The organism is Marinomonas algae, from assembly GCF_047525555.1.
Taxonomy (GTDB): domain Bacteria; phylum Pseudomonadota; class Gammaproteobacteria; order Pseudomonadales; family Marinomonadaceae; genus Marinomonas.
Map to the genome: position 1 here is coordinate 36,058 of NZ_JBLIXK010000006.1, position 18,710 is coordinate 54,767.

The 18,710-nt window shown below is 42.8% G+C and carries 19 protein-coding genes; 5 read left to right on the forward strand and 14 right to left on the reverse strand.

What is annotated here, in order from left to right:
• Nucleotides 1-9: 9 nt before the first annotated feature.
• The 5 genes from ACMUMQ_RS09895 to ACMUMQ_RS09915 form a co-directional block, all read right to left on the reverse strand.
• The gene (locus ACMUMQ_RS09895) at nt 10-834 is read right to left on the reverse strand and encodes a DUF2797 domain-containing protein (protein WP_414681827.1); all 825 of its coding nucleotides are present in this window, start codon (nt 832-834) and stop codon (nt 10-12) included.
• Nucleotides 834-1,115, reverse strand: a complete 282-nt coding sequence (locus ACMUMQ_RS09900; protein WP_414681828.1) for a YeaC family protein — start codon at nt 1,113-1,115, stop codon at nt 834-836. Before ACMUMQ_RS09900 ends, ACMUMQ_RS09895 begins: the two co-directional genes overlap by 1 nt.
• Before the next feature lie 43 nt (nt 1,116-1,158).
• Nucleotides 1,159-2,034 (reverse strand): rhomboid family intramembrane serine protease, encoded by an 876-nt coding sequence (locus tag ACMUMQ_RS09905; RefSeq protein WP_414681829.1) that lies wholly within the window; start codon nt 2,032-2,034, stop codon nt 1,159-1,161.
• A 61-nt stretch (nt 2,035-2,095) separates the two neighbouring features.
• The gene (locus tag ACMUMQ_RS09910) at nt 2,096-2,977 is read right to left on the reverse strand and encodes an NAD(+) kinase (protein WP_414681830.1); all 882 of its coding nucleotides are present in this window, start codon (nt 2,975-2,977) and stop codon (nt 2,096-2,098) included.
• Between the two features lie 133 nt (nt 2,978-3,110).
• A complete protein-coding gene (locus ACMUMQ_RS09915; RefSeq protein ID WP_414681831.1) occupies nt 3,111-4,046 on the reverse strand; it encodes a 1-aminocyclopropane-1-carboxylate deaminase/D-cysteine desulfhydrase in 936 nt (311 codons plus the stop codon).
• A gap of 201 nt (nt 4,047-4,247) precedes the next feature.
• On the opposite strand from ACMUMQ_RS09915, the gene ydiJ reads away from it, so the two are divergent.
• The 4 genes from ydiJ to ACMUMQ_RS09935 all read left to right on the forward strand — a co-directional run bounded on the left by ydiJ (nt 4,248) and on the right by ACMUMQ_RS09935 (nt 9,673).
• Entirely contained in the window at nt 4,248-7,322 is a 3,075-nt protein-coding gene (gene ydiJ / locus ACMUMQ_RS09920; RefSeq protein WP_414681832.1) for a D-2-hydroxyglutarate dehydrogenase YdiJ, read from the forward strand.
• Between the two features lie 82 nt (nt 7,323-7,404).
• Nucleotides 7,405-8,145: a spermidine synthase gene (locus ACMUMQ_RS09925; protein WP_414681833.1), complete on the forward strand. Its 741-nt coding sequence runs from the start codon at nt 7,405-7,407 to the stop codon at nt 8,143-8,145.
• 140 nt (nt 8,146-8,285) lie between these two features.
• Nucleotides 8,286-9,434 carry a Na/Pi symporter gene (locus ACMUMQ_RS09930; protein ID WP_414681834.1) on the forward strand — a complete coding sequence of 383 codons (1,149 nt, stop codon included), beginning with the start codon at nt 8,286-8,288 and terminating at the stop codon, nt 9,432-9,434.
• Nucleotides 9,435-9,448: 14 nt separating this feature from the next.
• Complete coding sequence (locus ACMUMQ_RS09935) at nt 9,449-9,673, forward strand: hypothetical protein (protein WP_414681835.1); 225 nt, start codon at nt 9,449-9,451, stop codon at nt 9,671-9,673.
• Between the two features lie 65 nt (nt 9,674-9,738).
• Here ACMUMQ_RS09935 and pgm read toward each other — a convergent pair whose 3' ends face one another.
• On the reverse strand, nt 9,739-11,382 hold the full coding sequence (gene pgm / locus ACMUMQ_RS09940; protein WP_414681836.1) for a phosphoglucomutase (alpha-D-glucose-1,6-bisphosphate-dependent): 1,644 nt from the start codon (nt 11,380-11,382) through the stop codon (nt 9,739-9,741).
• A 113-nt stretch (nt 11,383-11,495) separates the two neighbouring features.
• The gene (locus ACMUMQ_RS09945) at nt 11,496-12,620 is read right to left on the reverse strand and encodes a beta-ketoacyl-ACP synthase III (protein ID WP_414681837.1); all 1,125 of its coding nucleotides are present in this window, start codon (nt 12,618-12,620) and stop codon (nt 11,496-11,498) included.
• Between the two features lie 290 nt (nt 12,621-12,910).
• Between ACMUMQ_RS09945 and ACMUMQ_RS09950 the strand changes: the two genes are divergently transcribed.
• Nucleotides 12,911-14,050: a patatin-like phospholipase family protein gene (locus tag ACMUMQ_RS09950; RefSeq protein ID WP_414681838.1), complete on the forward strand. Its 1,140-nt coding sequence runs from the start codon at nt 12,911-12,913 to the stop codon at nt 14,048-14,050.
• 16 nt (nt 14,051-14,066) lie between these two features.
• Here the strand turns inward: ACMUMQ_RS09950 and murI are convergent, their stop codons facing one another.
• The 7 genes from murI to ACMUMQ_RS09985 are packed head-to-tail and all read right to left on the reverse strand — an operon-like array spanning nt 14,067 to nt 18,706.
• A complete protein-coding gene (murI, locus tag ACMUMQ_RS09955; RefSeq protein ID WP_414681839.1) occupies nt 14,067-14,870 on the reverse strand; it encodes a glutamate racemase in 804 nt (267 codons plus the stop codon).
• 14 nt (nt 14,871-14,884) lie between these two features.
• Nucleotides 14,885-15,952: a UDP-N-acetylmuramate dehydrogenase gene (murB, locus tag ACMUMQ_RS09960; protein WP_414681840.1), complete on the reverse strand. Its 1,068-nt coding sequence runs from the start codon at nt 15,950-15,952 to the stop codon at nt 14,885-14,887.
• A gap of 5 nt (nt 15,953-15,957) precedes the next feature.
• Nucleotides 15,958-16,440, reverse strand: a complete 483-nt coding sequence (locus ACMUMQ_RS09965) for a low molecular weight protein-tyrosine-phosphatase (RefSeq protein ID WP_414681841.1) — start codon at nt 16,438-16,440, stop codon at nt 15,958-15,960.
• Complete coding sequence (locus ACMUMQ_RS09970; protein WP_317003764.1) at nt 16,437-16,634, reverse strand: Trm112 family protein; 198 nt, start codon at nt 16,632-16,634, stop codon at nt 16,437-16,439. Before ACMUMQ_RS09970 ends, ACMUMQ_RS09965 begins: the two co-directional genes overlap by 4 nt.
• A complete protein-coding gene (gene lpxK, locus ACMUMQ_RS09975; RefSeq protein ID WP_414681842.1) occupies nt 16,627-17,664 on the reverse strand; it encodes a tetraacyldisaccharide 4'-kinase in 1,038 nt (345 codons plus the stop codon). Before lpxK ends, ACMUMQ_RS09970 begins: the two co-directional genes overlap by 8 nt.
• Nucleotides 17,661-18,083: an ExbD/TolR family protein gene (locus ACMUMQ_RS09980; RefSeq protein ID WP_414681843.1), complete on the reverse strand. Its 423-nt coding sequence runs from the start codon at nt 18,081-18,083 to the stop codon at nt 17,661-17,663. The genes lpxK and ACMUMQ_RS09980 overlap by 4 nt, the downstream gene beginning before the upstream one ends.
• Nucleotides 18,080-18,706 carry a MotA/TolQ/ExbB proton channel family protein gene (locus ACMUMQ_RS09985; RefSeq protein WP_414681844.1) on the reverse strand — a complete coding sequence of 209 codons (627 nt, stop codon included), beginning with the start codon at nt 18,704-18,706 and terminating at the stop codon, nt 18,080-18,082. Before ACMUMQ_RS09985 ends, ACMUMQ_RS09980 begins: the two co-directional genes overlap by 4 nt.
• Between the last annotated feature and the right edge of the window lie 4 nt (nt 18,707-18,710).

Below are 18,710 nucleotides of genomic sequence, written 5' to 3' on the forward strand. Positions count from 1 at the left end.
GCTTTTCTCCTAAAATGTCAGTGTCGCTTGATAACCAGTGTATTTGCGAATATTGATCACCCCAGTATCGAGCATCCAATATTGGCCTTTAATGCCCATTAAAGTACCTTCAATTTGAGGTGTTTTCTCAGCGTTAATACTGGTTATCTTGGTCGGATATTCTAAAACGGGATAGTTAAATTCGTGGGTTTCGTTTTCATCCGATAAATCGGTAATGGACTGTAAGCCAAATTCATTTTGTAAGGCGTCTAATCCTTCATAAAGCTGGCCAATTAAACGCTCTTGTTCACGTTCAAGATCCATCACAATGGAGGAACCTTTGAGCATGTTGCGCCAATTGGTTTTATCTGACACTTCATTTTTGAACAGCACTTCCACAAGACCAGACATTCTTCGGTTCTCTACACGAAATAACGGTCGAGCTTGTGTTGCACCCTGATCAATCCAACGAGTAGGTAATTGATCGCCACGGGTAATGCCCACCTTTAGAGCCGATGAATTTGCCAAATAAACATAATGGCTTTGCATACAATACTTTTCAGCCCATTCTGGTTCCCGACAGGTTCCTAAATGAAAATGGCACTTTTCTGGGCTCATGATGCAGGTATCGCAAGCTGCTAGCTTCCGAAAGCAATTGAAGCAAAAACCTTGACTAAACGACTTCTTCGTTACCTTTCCACAATTTGTACAATGAATGGTTCCATCAATATGCAAAGCGACTTTTTTACCCAGTAAGTCATTCACTGCCACACGATCAGCACCAAGATTAAGGTAATAATGCACCTGTCCATCTTGTACTTCTGTGGACATTTTCTTCAGCGTACCTTGCAGCATTAATGCTTACCCTCAGGGCCTTCGCCAACCCATTTTATGGTTTCATGCTCATTGGTTGATGTCTTGCTATCGCACGCATCATGTACTTTCGTGTCGATGTAACCTACTCGGTCTTCTTCCGATTTATTGCTGTAGTCGTAGGTGATGACCGCCTGCAAACAAAGCTCTGTTTGTTCTTCGGTTAAACGTACACCATTTGGCCATTTCCCAAGTTCTACTGCCTGTTTTAGGCTGGCATAAACTTCAGGAGACATGTTATCGATCATTTCTTTAAAATTCATTTGCTCTTCTCTCAAGGCTCAAACGAGCTTTTATTTTATTCGTTTAGCGGTGACGACCCTTTGTCACAAGCCAGTACACAAGACATAATCCTAAACCAACTAATAATCCAATGCTGTGGGCAGTATTTGCGATGCTACCAAGGCCGATCATTTCAGGGAAAGGTGTGTAGCCAATTCCCAGCCACACAATGAAAAAAACCATTAATTGCTTACTTATCATGGTTGGGAAACTTGTCTTCAAAATTGGCAATAGCCAAGCAAAGCCAATCAACCCATAAACCACACCAGACAAGCCGCCAAATAAAGGATAGCCGCTTATTTCGTATTGCAGGATATTACTCAACACCGCGACAATAAAAACACCAACCGCCCATACAACCGAGCCGAGTAAGCGTTCAAGTTTTCGACCTATATCCCAAACCCAAAGGGTATTAAACACGAGATGCAAAACACTAAAATGCAACAATGCTGGCGTGAAAAGCCGCCAATATTCATATCTGGCCATCACTTCAGATAAGTTGTAGAAATAAATTTGACCGTTCCTGACCTCAAAAGCACTAATGGTAAATTGCCCTACCATGTCTAAATTCGCTCCAAGCTCTGTCAAAGCCGCAACAAGCAGAGTCACTAACAACAAAACAAGGGTGACAGGAGATCGTTTAAACTGAGCGATTAAACTCACATTTGAAGATGATGCTGAAACACTAGAAACATTGGCTTTCGAGTAATCTAACTCTGAAGGAGACTCTTTCCATAAAGTAAAGATTTGTTCTAAAGCAGGAAGCTGACGCGGGTCTCGTAGCCAAAGTTCATTATGACCTTCGTTGAAAATAATTTGATGGGCAATTTTATGGTGCCATAAGGCCTCAGTTAATACCTTGGGATCTTCTGTCTTTTCAAACCGATAAACAAAATACATGGAGCCCTAAACAACCTTACTTTATGACACTTATTAAAAACATTAGCCAAACACGTTTTGACTAAGGACGATAACTCGACTGCCAGCCCAATTTATCACGGCAAACATTATAGAAGTCATGATCTTTCGGGTGTATTAAGCGGATATTTCCTGCTTTCTTGGTAATGTGAATTTCATCACCAGGAGCTGCCGTAATGTTTAGCTGACCATCACAACTTACGCTTGGGTAAGTTAAATTAGATTCACAAACCACAATACGAATACGAGCGTTAGCGTCGATCACTATCGGGCGATTACTTAAAGTGTGCGGGTGCATAGGCACCAAGACTAAAGCGTCTAATTTTGGCAATAAAATTGGTCCACCAGCAGACAAGGCATAAGCCGTTGAGCCGGTTGGAGTGGATACGATCAAACCATCTGATTTTTGGTTCATAACGAATTGATCATCAATAAACAGATCGAAACGAATCATCCGTGCCGATTTGCCTGGGTGAAGTACCAAATCGTTAAGCGCAATGCCTTCGCCGCTTGGGCGATTCTGACGTTTGATCTTCGCTTCTATCATAAAACGTTTTTCTTCATGGTATTCACCACGAAAGATAGGATCTAATTCTTCTTGTAGACGGTGAGGAGAAATGTCCGTTAGGAAACCTAAGGTGCCTCGGTTAATGCCCAAGACTGGAATATCATAGTTACAAATCGCACGAGCCGCGCCTAGAAAACTACCGTCGCCACCAACAACCATGACCATATCACAGTTATCGCCTAGCTCTTTTAACGGCGAAGACGACACCTTGATACCAGGCATCATAGCGGCCAGTTCATCTTCCAAAACAGGAATGATGTTTTTTATTTCCAGATACTCCATCAGCTTCTTAACCGTATCTAGAATCTGAGGTTTATCTAATCGAGCAATAATACCAACACGTCTAAAAAGACTCATGCGTCATTCTCTTCCGTCTGTCTATGTAGTAAAACAGCCCATCGGGCAATCTTGTAACGGTTTTATATTATTAAAATAGGTTTTACCTAAGCTGCGCCACTTTAACATGAAGAAACCCATATTCGCCATCTCGTTAGGTCAAGGAAAATGGATTACTGGCATCAGAATAACCTCGCCAACCTTGTAAACCGCCTGTATGAATAAATAATGTACGACGGTATGGCCAAGCCCCTTGTTCCATTAATGACAATACAGCAAACATGCTTTTGCTGGTGTAAACAGGGTCCAATGGCATAGCTGGATTTGTCGTCGCAAAAGACTTAAGAAACGCTAACAGTGCAGAACTGTGTTTTGCATAGCCGCCTTCGTGACAATCTGAGTGAAAGAATAGTCGATTGTTGAGGTTATACTTGAGATCATTCCCTGCTACTTTATGAGCTTGCTCAATAATTTGATTCCGCTGATCTGACGCGCCCTTTAAGGCACTGAACACATGCAGATCCGGTGTTGTTCCGTTCGCCAGAAAACCAGCGGCCGTGGTTCCCGTTCCAGCAGAAACAACCCAAGCATCATATTGATCATACGCCGCACAGATTTTCACAGCCCAGTCTCGACAGCCTAATGCACCTAGCTCTCCTCCTCCACCTTCGGGAACCCAATACACATTTTTGTATTGGTGATTTATCGCTTGAGCAACATCGGATTGTTCGGCCAATCGATAATCCGACCTTGTCGAGGGCCATAACTCCACGCCACTAGCCACCATATCTAACAAAGTAGGTGTCAGTTTCGGCTGTAGCTCACCTCGAACAATGGCAACCGCTTTAAAAGACGTTTGCGCAAGCATGGCGCCAAAAGCATGCAAATGATTTGAAAAAGGCCCACCAAAAGTAGCGATAACATTCGCATTCTGTCGCTGAGCTTCCGCTAAATGATGCTGAAGTTTATGCCATTTATTCCCAGGCGCTTTTGAGTGTTCCAAATCACCACGATAAACGTCCATTTCATATTGTGATTGAGAAGAGTTTTCAACTAGAAAAGGGAGAGTTAGCGGAAATAGTAGCGACACCAGACAACCTAATGAAACATCAATTAAACGAAAATAAAGAGTAGCATATTAATTGATATAAACGCCCGACTCCTCTACGGTGAATGACGTGACAAATGAAAAAAGTAAGACATTTGATCGGTAAATTTCATGTTAGAAATATCCCTATCTAGAGGCTTTCTTTGTTAAAATCGGCGCACTCATCATTTATGGAGATGAAACATGATTCCTAAGCTCTCTGAAGTCTCGCCGATTCAGACAAAATACCTTTCTTTTATTGAACGTCTGAATGCTTCAGGTTTTGCAGGAGACACGAATCCTGATTATGCTAATCGCGTTGTTCTATCAACTGATAATTCTATCTACCAAGTACTCCCACAAGGCGTCATTTATCCTAAAAACACAGACGATATTCAACGATTAGTTCGCTTATCTAATCAAGAAGAATTCCATGACATTGTACTGAGCCCAAGAGGCGGCGGCACAGGAACCAATGGACAGTCACTCACTGATGGTTTGATTGTCGATTTATCCAAATACATGAACCGTATTTTGGAAATCAATGTTGAAGAAGGCTGGGCGCGTGTTGAAACTGGCGTTGTTAAAGACCAGCTCAATAAAGCCATTAAACCTCACGGATTGTTTTTTGCGCCAGAGTTATCGACCAGTAACCGAGCAACTATTGGCGGCATGATCAACACAGACGCCAGCGGACAAGGCTCTGTCATGTACGGCAAAACACGCGATCATGTTCTGTCTCTGAAAACCGTTTTGTTAGACGGAGAGCTACTGGAATCTTTCCCTATTGATGATGAAACACTTTCCAGCATTCAAAGCGGCAGCGATTACTCTGCTCACGCTCATCGAACTGTAGACGCTATTCAGAAAACCAAAGCACAAGAAATACAAGATACTTTTCCAGAATTAAACCGTTGCTTAACAGGTTATGACCTCGCGCACATTCGCACAGAAGACGGCTTATTCAATATGAACTCTGTGCTTTGCGGTTCAGAGGGAACACTAGGATTTATTGTTGAAGCCAAGGTCAATCTACTACCGATTCCAACCTATGCGGCTTTAGTGAATATTCGTTACAACAGCTTTGAAGGTTCATTACGTCACGCTCGTGAATTGTTGGCGGTTAACCCAACTTCCATCGAAACCGTTGACTCAAAAGTATTAGGACTTGCCAAAGGCGACATCATTTGGAATTCCGTCGCTGAATTTTTTCCAGAAAAAACGGGCGAGAACATTCAAGGCATTAACCTTGTTGAATACACAGACAACAGCGAACAAAACCTTGCCGACAGAATCAAAGTCTTAACTGATAAATTGGACGCATTGGCTGAACAAGGTGGCAGCAACACTTTGGGCTACACCATCGCTATGGGTCACAGCAATGTGAATAAAATCTGGGCGATGCGCAAAAAGTCAGTTGGCTTACTCGGTAATGCAGAAGGTGAAAAGCGCCCTATTCCTTTTGTGGAAGATACCGCCGTTCCACCTGAAAACTTGGCGGATTTCATTATGGAATTTCGTGCTGTGTTAGACAGTTACGAGGTTCAATATGGCATGTTTGGTCATGTGGATGCAGGCGTACTTCATGTTCGTCCCGCCTTGGATTTAAAAGACGAATCTCAAGAACCTATGATTCGCGAAATCACTGATAAAGTGGTGGCATTAACCCAAAAATACAATGGTTTACTCTGGGGCGAACACGGCAAAGGTGTACGTTCAGAATACGCGCCTGCTTTCTTTGGAGACTTATATTCAAGCGTTCAACAGGTAAAAGGCGCTTTTGATCCACGCAACCAATTAAACCCAGGGAAGATTGCTACGCCATTTGAACTGGGCGTCGATTTATTAAAAATTGACGAAGTACCATTACGCGGGCAATTCGACCGACAAATCCCAATCAAAAACCGCGAGCAATTCAAAGAAGGTATGTATTGCAACGGCAATGGCGCTTGTTACAACTTCGACCCTAATGATGCGATGTGCCCTTCTTGGAAAGGCACACGTGACCGTAAACACTCTCCAAAAGGTCGAGCTTCCTTAATGCGCGAATGGCTGCGCGGCATGAGTGAACAAGGCGTAGATACGGCTAAAGCAAGCAAGTCGGTTAAACACAGCAATGCATTGATTAGTTTCTTTCCAAAGCTAAAAAACACCATAGAAAAACGCCGCGGTGCTTATGACTTCTCGAATGAAGTTCATGAGTCCATGATGGGTTGTTTGGCGTGTAAATCCTGCGTTGGTCAATGTCCGATCAAGGTTGACGTTCCTGAGTTTAGAGCAAAGTTCCTAGAGCTTTACTACAGTCGTTATTTGCGTCCAGCGAAAGATTACCTGATTGGCTCCTTAGAATTTATGGTTCCGACCATGGCGATCTTTCCGCGCACTTACAATTGGTTAATGGATCGAAAATGGGCCAACAAACTCAGTAGCAAATACTTAGGCTTAACGGACAATCCCAAACTCAGCAAATACAATCTAAAAAAAGAAATGTCTTTGCGAGGCATCCGCTTAGCAACACCATTGGCGATTGAATCATTGAGTTATAAAGACAGATCCAGAGCTGTGATTGTCGTGCAAGACGCTTTCACCAGCTACTTTGAAACTCAACTGGTGCTCGACACTATGGAGCTTTTAAGTCGCTTAGGCTTCCAAGCTTATCTAGCACCTTATATGCCAAATGGAAAGCCCTTACACGTTCACGGCTTCATGAGAGCATTCAATAAAACGGCACGAAAAAACTTAGACATGCTACAAAGTTTGTCATTTTATGGATTGCCTTTTATTGGTATAGATCCATCAATGACTTTGACGTATCGCTCCGAGTATACAAAAGCGTTTGGTCACAACAGACAAATTCCTAAGATTCACCTGATGCAAGAATGGTTAGCCGAGAAGAAAGACCATCTGATCAAACAGCCACTAATGTGTGAAGAGTCAACGTACCATCTCATGACGCACTGCACAGAAAAAACCAACGCGGCGGGTTCCATTAAAGATTGGCAGCAGGTTTACAGTCTTCTAGGCCTTGAGCTGAAAGTCGAAAATGTGGGCTGCTGTGGCATGGCTGGCACTTACGGCCATGAAACAGCGAATAAAGACACCTCTAAAACCATCTATGAATTGTCATGGAAAGAGAAAGTAAACGCCCCAGAGCTAAGCAATAAATTAGTGGCGACAGGCTATTCTTGTCGGAGCCAAGCAAAACGCTTTGATGATGCAAATCTGCCACATCCGATACAAGTGCTTCTAAAACACGTAAGAGAAGTTGTTATCCAATAAGCCCTCTTTAAGTAAGGCTCAATTAATTTGAGCCTTACTTTTTTATAATCTCAACAATAAAGAATAAGGAAAACGTGACACCATGAGCCACCACAACCTATTGCACGACAGTGCAGATAAATTAGGCCCTATTCGCGTTTTTGATGATGGACAATATCGAGTGCTCTCCTTTGCAGAAGGCGATGAACAAAGTCGCATTCGTCTCTCAACACCACACGTCCTTCAACATGAATACACTCAAGCCATGACGCTTCCCTTGCTTTTCTGTCAGCCAAAGCGCGTTTGTATTCTAGGCTTGGGCGGCGGCGCTTTGCTTAATGCCCTGTATTACGCGATTCCAAACGTACAAATAACCGCTGTGGAATTGCGCCAAGAAGTATTGGATGCAGCACAAATGTACTTCAAATTACCTCAAGGAAAACGAGTCACCTTGGAAGTAGCTAATGCGACTGACCGTTTAGAAGAAGGCTTGGCGAAAAAAGTCGATTTGCTCATGACGGACATCTATAACACAGAAGGAATGGATCGTGCAGTTTTACAAGAAAGCTTCATTGCAAATTGCGCTAAGAATATTAAAGAAGATGGCTGGCTGGCTCTTAATTGCTGGAATGATTATAAAAATCACGATGAACTAAACGAGCTTATTAAACGCTATTTTGTTGACGTCCGAGCGCTAGACACAGGGACAGGTAATTGGGTCATCATTGCCGGCAAAAAGAAAAACCATTCGACCGGAAAAGAACTAAAAAGCAACGCCCAAAAGATTGGTACGCAATTAGGCATTCCTTTAACTAAGTGGCTATCACGCCTAACCTCTGTTTAAATCGCCATTTGGTTTTCTTGTTTTTTCTTTCTGAAAAGGCAAGAAAAACCTCAAAATATAACCTTTCATATAGTCATATTTTCGTAAACAACTGCCCGTAGTATCCATTTTACCAATTAACTATTAGGTAGAAACTCACCATGGAAAATAATCAGGCAGTACTCCCCAACAGAAGTGAATATCAAAACTATATGCAATGGGCAATGGTTGCCCTTTTAGTCTATTTGTTGATTTGTGCTGTTGGCATGATTGGCGGTGGATTTAAAATGGCAACCGCAGGTCATGCAAGAGAATTATTTGCTTTCGCAAGCAACCCTTTCGCAGGCCTTGTTGTCGGTATTGTGGCGACAGCATTAATTCAATCGTCCTCTACTGTTACATCTATTATTGTGGGTTTGGTTGCAGGCGGATTGCCTGTTGAACTTGCAGTGCCTATGGTGATGGGAGCCAATGTTGGTACTTCTATTACCAACACTATTGTTTCTCTTGGTCACGTTCGAGCTAAAGAAGAATTCAAACGCGCTTTCTCAGCGGCTACCGTACATGACTTTTTTAACCTACTGTCGGTTGTTATTTTCTTGCCACTCGAAATGGCTTTTGGCATTTTAGAAAAACTAGGCGGTTCACTATCTGCGATATTTTATGGCTCTGGCGATACATCAATCAATAGCTTTAACTTCGTTAAATCGGCTACCGCTCCAGTTGTAAATACGGTCAAAAATGCAACTCACACACTGGGTGACCAAATAGGTGGCGTGACACTGATTCTAATCGGTATTGCGCTTATTTTTGTTGCCATTACCATGGTTGGCAAGCTACTGAAAAAGCTGATGGTTGGTAAAGCGAAAGACATTATGCATACCGCGATTGGCCGTGGCCCTTTATCTGGCATTGCATCTGGAACCTTAGTCACTATTTTCGTTCAGTCGTCTTCCACAACGACCTCTTTAATGGTGCCTCTTGCGGGATCTGGCGCATTTAAACTGAAAGACATTTACCCGTTCACCTTAGGCGCGAATATTGGTACTTGTGTGACGGCCGTTCTTGCTGCCACAGCCGTAACAGGTAATGCCGCTGCGGCATTGCAAATTGCCTTTATTCACCTTACCTACAATATTCTTGGCGTTGTCGTCATCTATGGCATTCCAATGTTGCGTGAACTACCTGTAAAAGCGGCAGAATCATTAGGTGCAACCGCATCAGAAAACAAATTTGCCGCCCTTGCTTATGTGTTAGGTGTATTTTTCATCCTTCCTGCTGTCTGCTTAGGTGTTAGTAGCTTAATTTAATTAAGGGAATTTTTATGAGTAACTTACAAGTATTATCGACTGAAAGACTGAACAAACTGATTGATGAAACTCAGCTTACCTTGCAAGAATTAAAGCAAGAAGTCATTCGTCGTGAGCACATTCAGCAAGCCCATGAGATCAAAGATTTAGATCATCACATGACCAGTGCTGAGTTCAATTTGAATAGCATTAAGAACTTCATTGCGTATCTTTTAGAAGAGTCTAGAAAGCATAAGTAATAATGCAATAAAAAAATCCCCCAGTCTTATTGATAAAGGCTGAGGGATTTTTTATCTAAATTCGCTTATGCATTTAACACACTGTCGACCAATGCTTTCGCTTCTTTTTCCAGCTCTGCAAGATGACCTTCCGATACAAAGCTTTCCAAATAAATCTTATAAACATTCTCTGTGCCTGACGGCCTAGCAGCAAACCAACCGTTTTCAGTTGATACTTTTAAACCGCCAATGCCTGCACCATTACCTGGAGCATGAGTTAACACGCTTTGAATCGCCTCACCAGCAAGTTCTGTTTGTGCGACATTTTTAGCATCTAATGCACCCAATATCGCTTTTTGCGCTGGTGTTGCCGTCACATCAATGCGTTTATAAAATGGCTGTCCGTATTTCGCAACTTGTGCATTATAAAGCGTTTGTGGATCTTTACCTGTTACAGCCAAAATCTCTGCAGCAAGCAATGCCATGATGAAACCATCTTTGTCGGTTGTCCAAACACTGGCATCTTTACGCAAAAAAGAAGCGCCAGCACTCTCTTCACCACCAAACGCCATAACACCGTCATACAGGCCATCAACATACCATTTAAAACCAACAGGAACTTCGCACAAGCTGCAACCTAGCCCGTTCACGACTCGGTCAATCATGCCGCTCGACACCAAAGTTTTACCAAACTGGATATCTTCCGGCCACTCAGATCTGTGTTGAGATAAATACTCAATCGCCACGGCTAAATAGGCATTCGGATTCATTAACCCAGAACCCGCACAGACAATACCGTGGCGATCATAATCTGGGTCATTACCAACGGCGATATCAAAGTCATCTTTCAACGCCAATAAATTATTCATTGCGTAAGGAGATGAGCAATCCATACGGATACGACCGTCTTTATCTAAAGGGACGAAACGGAAAGTCGGGTCAACTTCTGGGTTGACTACCGAAATATCCAAGCCGTATTTTTTAGCAATTGGCGCCCAATAATGAATACCAGAACCGCCCATTGGATCTACGCCAATACGGATTTTTGCATCCGCAATGGCTTTCATATCGATAACATTTTCAAGGTCATCAACATAATGATTAATGTAGTCAAAAGACTCAATGAGTCCGCTCACTTCCATTTCATTGGGTGTGAAGCGATTCACTTCTGTTAAACCATTCTGTAGAAGTGTATTCGCTCTTTTCGCTACCCAATCCGTAATGTCTTTGTCGGCAGGACCGCCTTTGATCGAGTTGTATTTGATACCGCCATCTTCAGGCGGGTTGTGTGAAGGTGTAATGACAATGCCGTCACTTAAATCATTCTGAAGTTTGTTATGCGTCAAAATGGCATGGGAAATAACAGGTGTCGGTGTAAAGCCGCCATTTAATTGAACTCGAACCTTCACTCCATTTGCCGTTAACACACTCAGTACCGTTTGAAATGCGGCTTCAGATAAGGCGTGTGTGTCTTTCCCTAAATACAAAGGGCCAGAGATATTTTGCCCTTTACGGTATTCAGCGATGGCTTGGGAAATAGCAAGAATATGGTCTTCATTGAAGCTCACTAATAAAGCACTACCGCGATGGCCAGACGTCCCGAAGCTAACCCCCTCTTCAGGATTCTTAGCAACGTCTGGTTTTTTAAGGTAATACGCTGTCATCAGTTCAGGAAGATTCACCAAGGAATCATGGGGAGCAAGCTGTCCAGCTTGAGAATGAATTGCCATATTAAAACACCCTATTAAATCATTGAAACAAATGTAATTAGTCTCCCTTAAATTAACATGAGTTTCAACGACTTAACCGAATAGTGTGCAAATGGCTTGAATGCACAGAGCGTTTAACGTTTTTTCAGAATCAAACTGCCAATTGAATAACCGGCGCCAAACGAACAAATAACACCTATATCCCCTGCGTTTAAATCTTCATGGTATTTGGCAAAAGCAATAATAGAACCAGCCGAGGCGGTGTTCGCGTATTCATCTAGAACTACCGGCGCTTCATCCAAAGTAGCATCTCGACCTAAGAGCCGCTTGCTGATCAATAAATTCATATTGATATTGGCTTGATGTAACCACCAACGTTTTAATTGCGATACTTGAATGCCTTCACTTAATAGATGATTTTCAATGTGTTCTGCCGCCATTGGGCACACTTCTTTGAATACTTTACGGCCATTTTGATGGAAAAGCTTATCTGTGGCGTAAGGATCTTCATCCGTCACTCGAGTCGTATAGCCAAAGTTCGAGCGAATATTATTGGAGAAAACCGTCACGCACTTTGTGCTAACAACATCAAAAGCATGCTCCGATTGGCAAGTCTCACTGCTTTCGACCACCGTAGCCGTGGCCACATCGCCAAAAATAAAATGAGAATCTCGATCCATATAATTCACTTGAGGCGACGTAAGTTCAGGGTTGATAACCAACACACCTTTTGATGTACCGGCTTTAATTGAATCCACTGCTCTTTGCAGACCAAAGGTTGCAGCCGAACAAGCCACCAGCATATCAAAACCAAATCCATCTATGCCCAGCGCCGCTTGCACTTCAATAGCAATCGCCGGATAAGAGCGCTGGGTATAAGCACAAGAAACAATCACGGTATCAATATCTGCTGCAGTTTTGCTGGCTGCAAAAAGCGCTTTCTTAGCTGCTTCAATGGCCATTTCAGCTTGATGGGAAACTTGGTCATCACCACGAACATCAAGTACTGGGCGCATTCGATCAATGTCTAAAGCGCCCTCTTTTGAATAGATGTAACGACTTTTAATGCCGGATGCTTTTTCAATAAAAGCGGCACTGGAAAACGGCTTGGCTTCTATTTCGCCTGACTCAATCGCCGTTGCGTTTTCAGTATTAAATTTTTCAGCCCATGCATTGTAGCTGGCTACAAGTTCTTCATTACTAATGGATTGCGCTGGAGTCCATAAACCAACTCCGCTAATGACGACAGAAGCGTTCATATTATTCATCCTTTGTTATTAATTATTATTAAAAAGCGATGATTTAAAAAAGCATCAACAAAAAACACTTATCGAAAAAGTATAGACGAGATTGTGACTGACATGGCTCGCTTAGTCTATAAATGTAATAACAATAAAGACTAGAAATACCTATAAATTATATCTAGTTTTTCTTGAAAGCATCCATACTATTAAGAAGTGGGTCATTGTTTCGATAGAAGAAAGCTCTGTTTTATGAGATACATAAGAGCTTCAAATTATCTAATTTGGATTTGACTAAGCGAGCTTATATGGAAAATAACAAGGCATTAATTCTCTCTGGTGGCGGCGCTCGTGCAGCCTATCAAGTCGGTGTATTGTCTGCGATGGGGAAAATGCTCCCTAAAAATACGCCTTTACCCTTTCCTATTTTATGTGGAACCTCCGCAGGTGCACTCAATGCAACCATGCTTGCTACTCACGCCAGTAACTTTTCCAAAGCCGCTTCCACTTTAGCTTTTGTATGGCGCCACCTAACACCAGATCAAATTTACACAGTGGGCCGTTGGCCTGTGGCGAGCTCTTTAACCAAAACTCTCATTTCGCTGTTTCATAAACACAGTCATGGGTCTTCCATTGCTTTGATGGACAATACGCCTTTAAAAGAGTTACTAAATAATCACCTAGATTTCTCGCGGATTAATACAGCTATCGAAACTCAACAACTGACAGCATTGGCAATCACCGCTATGAGCTACAGCACAGGTGAGTCAACCACCTTTTTCCAAGGAAAAGCGGGGTTAAAAGAATGGCAAGCAAGTAGGCGAAAAGGCATCAAGGATAATATAGAGGTTGATCATTTATTGGCTTCCAGCGCCATTCCAATGATATTTCCTGCCCATAAAATACATCAGCACTATTATGGCGATGGGGCGATTAGACAAAAATCCGCCATCTATCCAGCACTACAATGTGGTGCGAACAAACTCTTTATTATCGGCGTGAGTGGCAATCGAAGCCCCAAACCTTGGTCAACACCAGAAGACAATATTAAACACAGCGCACCAAGTGTGACGCAGATACTAGGTCAATTATTGAACAGTGCGTTCATTGATAACCTTGAAGATGACATTCATCAATTAGAAATCATGAATCGTTTAATCAAGGACCTTCCTAAGGAAAAACAGGCGCAGCATCAGTACCTACCAACGGAGACCTTAATCATTTCGCCATCAGAAGAGCTTAACGAAATAGCTCATCGTCATATTGGGACATTACCTAAAAACGTTCGAGTCTTATTAAAAGCAGCTGGTGGATCAACCTCTGAGAAAATCAGCTCAGCGGCAAGTTATCTGCTTTTTACTCCAGAATACTGCCGAGCTTTAATAGAATTGGGACACAAGGATGCTATGTGGGAAAAAGACCGAATTTTGGCCTTTTTTAATGATTAATATCAGACTGGCTGAGCTAAATTTTTACGGCTCTTTGAAAAACAATATCCTTAGGTTCTGATACCCACGACACTAAACGCGGCATGTTATTCATTCCCAAGGAACTGCATAATTCAACGCCACCAACCTTTTCTGACAAAGTGAGCATGTTCATCTCATCAAGATAATGATGAAATAAGCGCCTTTCAAGTTGAGCCGCCACCCCTTCACTCGGCTCAATGATCTCACAATCGCCGCCCAGCTCTTTTTCAAACAGAGGCTTCACTAAAGGATAATGCGTACAAGCAAGCACCAAAGTGTCTACTTGTTTCTCCAGCATCTCGACACTCAGTTGGTGAATGGTTTGTTCTATCTTCTCTCGTGTTTCTGGCCAAGCATCAATATCAAAAGCCAGTGAATCGCTGGACATAATGGACACTTGAGCGTCTGCTTTCCACAAATCAATTAGCTGATTAAGTCGAGCACTGCGAGCGGTAACAGGTGTTGCAAGTACGGCCACTTTTCGTTGCTTGCTGACTCGAAAGGCTGGCTTAACCGCTGGCTCAACACCAACCACAGGTAAAGAGGTACTTGCTCTTAATGCATCGATTGCAGTGACCGTTGCCGTATTGCATGCGACAACAATGGCAGAGGCTTTTTCACTTTCGAAAAAACGTCCAATCTGAATCAATCTATTCTCTAACTGCTCCAAGCTTTTACTGCCATAAGGCGCAAACTCATCGTCTGCTAGGTAGAGTAAATCAAGATAAGGGAGTTTTTTATGAATAGCATTAAGAATGGTTAATCCACCAGCACCTGAATCAATCACACCGACTTTCAATCCATTAACTCCATCTAGTGAGCAGTATTTGCCTGAACAGGCAATTGAACTGGCTCTCGCTCTAGCTCAACACCGTAGCGCTCTATAATCGACTGCTTAATTTGAGTTTCAAGGTCTAATAGAGCATCGGCATTCTGTGCGGAGTAGTTCACCAGCACCAAAGCTTGTTTGTCATAAACGCCAACACCTTGGCTTTTTTTTCCTTTCCAACCCGCTTGATCAATTAGCCAGCCTGCCGCCAATTTAAAATTATCTTCAAATGCAAAAGAGACCAAATCGGGAAAGCGTTTTTTCAACTCACTATGCTGCTCTTGGCTGACAATAGGATTTTTAAAAAAGCTGCCTGCATTAGATAGCTTCTCTGGATTTGGCAGTTTTTCTTCTCGAACAGCACATACTGTATCGAATACTTTTCTCAGCGTCGGCTCACCGTCAATGCGGTTCGCCAATCCACCATAACTTAACAATAACTCAGCCTGCTTTTTAAGCGTCAATTCCACCGATGTAATGATTAACTTATTTTTCCATTTGCCTTTAAAGTGACTGTCTCTGTATGCAAAGCCACAATCTTTAGCGTTTATCCAATAAACATCGCCAGAGGTTTGGTCAATCACCTGAACACGAGCCAAAACATCTTTAACCTCAACACCGTAAGCACCAATATTTTGAACAGGTGCAGCCCCCACTGTGCCAGGAATCAGCGCGAGATTTTCAATACCATGCCAAGACTGTTCAACTGCGTGCTCAACCACTTGATGCCACTTCTCTCCTGCAGACACAGTAAGACTAATCAAGTTATTTGCATGCTCATGAGCTTTCATTCCCAACAAGCGATTAATAATAACCAAGCCGCCAATATGATCAGAAATTAGTAAATTACTGCCACCACCAATCATGGTGATATTGACGTTCGAACGATTCGCCCAAGCCAATAAAATTTTGAGTGACTCAAGGCTGTCTGCAACAGCAAAGTACTCAGCCTGATAAGAAAAACCAAAAGTGTTGTAAGTGGCTAAAGAAACATCTTTTTGAATACTTGCTTCAACCGTTTGTACAAGAGAATCGTCTGTATTAAATGGCATAATCATTAACGGTTTGTATTGTCTTTAGAGTTAAGGTGAAGCACGAATGCATTAGCGATGTCGGTTAGGTGTTCTCTCATGGAAGCAAAGCCTTCTGTGCCGCCATAATATGGATCATCCACTTCACCAAACTGAGCCTGTTCATTAAACTCACCAAACATCACAACCTTGGCAGAACTGTCCTCTGGCTGAATCTTACGAAGATTCGCTAGGTTGGCTCTGTCCATTGCAAGAATCCAATCAAATTCGTGGAAGTCTTCCACTCTAACCTGACGGGCTTTTTGCCCACTGATATCAATACCAACTTTTCTTAAAGCCGATATAGAACGAGAATCTGGAGGATTGCCAATGTGATACGCCGCAGTTCCAGCGGAGTCCAACTCTAAATGCAACTGTTGAGTGGTGGCAATATTTTCTAAAATACCCTGCGCAGCTGGCGAGCGACAAATATTGCCCAAACAAACCGTGAGTACTTTAAAAGATCTCATTTTGCAGAGCCTGACTCAAGACGCTCATCCGCTGTTAACGTGCGCGCTTCTGTCTCAAGTAAAACAGGAATGCCATCGCGAATAGGGTACGCCATCCCGCCTATTTTACTAATCAATTCATTACCATCTTTACTCAGTGATAACGCTGATTTCGTAACAGGGCAAACGAGGATATCTAATAACGCTTTATTCATCTTGATTACCTACTTTAATAAGGTTTAATTTTTCTAAAAAATCGTGTTGGAAAGACTCTGGTAAAACCAACGAAACAGGTAAATACCAAAGGTTCGGATTTAGTGAAGCTAAGCTTTGGCATTTCACTGCGTCTTTCTCTGTCATTACGACATTTCCCGTCTCTGGAATGTCGGACTCTTTAAACGAATGATGATCTGAAAACCATTTATGAGTCGTATTGTTTTCTGCTAGTCCTAATTCCGTCAAGGTATCCAAGAAGCGCTGTGGGTTCCCTATTCCTGCCATAACATGCCATTGCTCATCATCTGTAAAAGCGGCGTTGGAATCCAAAGAGCGAAGTCCATCTAATGACAATAAACTTGAGGACGTCAAACGAGTTAGAACAACCGGCAAGTTCAATTTAGTGAGCGGATCTGTCATCTGTTCTGAAATGCTTACGATAAAATCCACCTCAGTAAGCCGCTCGACTGGCTCACGCAATGGCCCAACCGGTAACAACTGACTGTTGCCCACTCCGCGTTTTGCATCAAGCATGGCAATTTCGATGTCTCGATCAAGCTGATAATGCTGCATACCGTCATCACTGATGATGATGTTGACGTCTGTAGTCTTCAGTAGATGCTGAACAGCTTGATCTCTTTTAGGAAACACCACCAAAGGACAATGAGTTTGGCGAGCTAGCATAACGGGTTCATCACCAACAGCACTGGCAAAACTATCTGGAGACACAGTAGTTGGCGCGTCAACTTTCGCGCCATGCCCTCTGGAAACGATCCCTGGACGATAACCCTGTTTTTTTAGTAGCTCGCAAATCGCCACAACCATGGGCGACTTGCCCGTTCCTCCCACGCTAATATTGCCAATAACAATAACGGGCACAGGAGCACGATAGGAAGGATTCGTCTGTTGTAAAAAGTCAGTACGCTTCTGTTTTACTAACTTCTTAACCAAAGGTTGTACCGGTTGGAAAATATGCGTCCAACCGCATTTGCCGTACCAAGATCGATTGATAAGACGCTCTAAGCTCACTGGGTTGGCTCTTTTTGTGCAGTATGAGCTAATTTAGTAATGCCCAGAGTCGCAGCGGCATCATATACTCTTAGCACCATATCGTAAGAAGCTTTCGCATCAGCGGTGATGATTAACGGTCTTGAGTTATCACCTCTGGTCACTTCTTTTAAGCCTTGAACCAAGGTACTGACTCTTTCATTAATCAGAGTTTGTCCATTGATGACATATTGGCCGTCAGCTGTGATAACGAGCTCAACATTTTGAGAAACATCAGAGCTGGGTGCGTTAGAAGTAGCCGTTGGCAAATCAATCGTTAACTCAGTACTTTGGTTAAACGTTGTACTTACCATGAAAAAAATCAACAGTAAAAAAACGACATCAATCAAAGGAGTTAAGTTGATTTGGACGTCATCGATTTTTTGACGACGAAATTTCACTGTGCTGCTCCTGATTTGCTTTTATCACCATGAAGCGCATCTACCAATTTGGTCGATTGCTGCTCCATTGTCACAACCAGCACATCGATTTTACGACTGAAAAAGCGGTGGAATATTAACGCAGGAATCGCCACACCTAAGCCTGCTGCTGTGGTTAATAATGCTTCAGAGATACCACCAGCTAAAAGCGCTGTATTGCCCGCACCATTTTCCATTAACACAGCAAACACCTTGATCATGCCGACAACAGTTCCAAGCAAGCCCAATAGAGGAGAAATGGCCGCGATGGTTCCCAATGTGTTCATAAAGCGTTCTAGCTCGTGAATAACATGACTCGCAGCTTCTTGAACGCTCTCTTTCATGGCACTGCGCCCATGCTTTGAGTTTAATAAGCCAGCGGCAAAAATCGAAGCCAAGCCCGTTTTAGATTGCATTGAGCGGATGTAATCAAGTGTCATTCTGTCGTCACGTAAACGGGTCATTACATCACTGAGCAGTCCATTTGGCACCACACCCGATTTGCGTAACGTCCAAAAGCGCTCAAGGATAATGGCCAACGTTAGGATTGAACAAGCCATTAACGGCCACATGAAAAAACCACCAGTTTGAATAAAGGCTAACACTTCA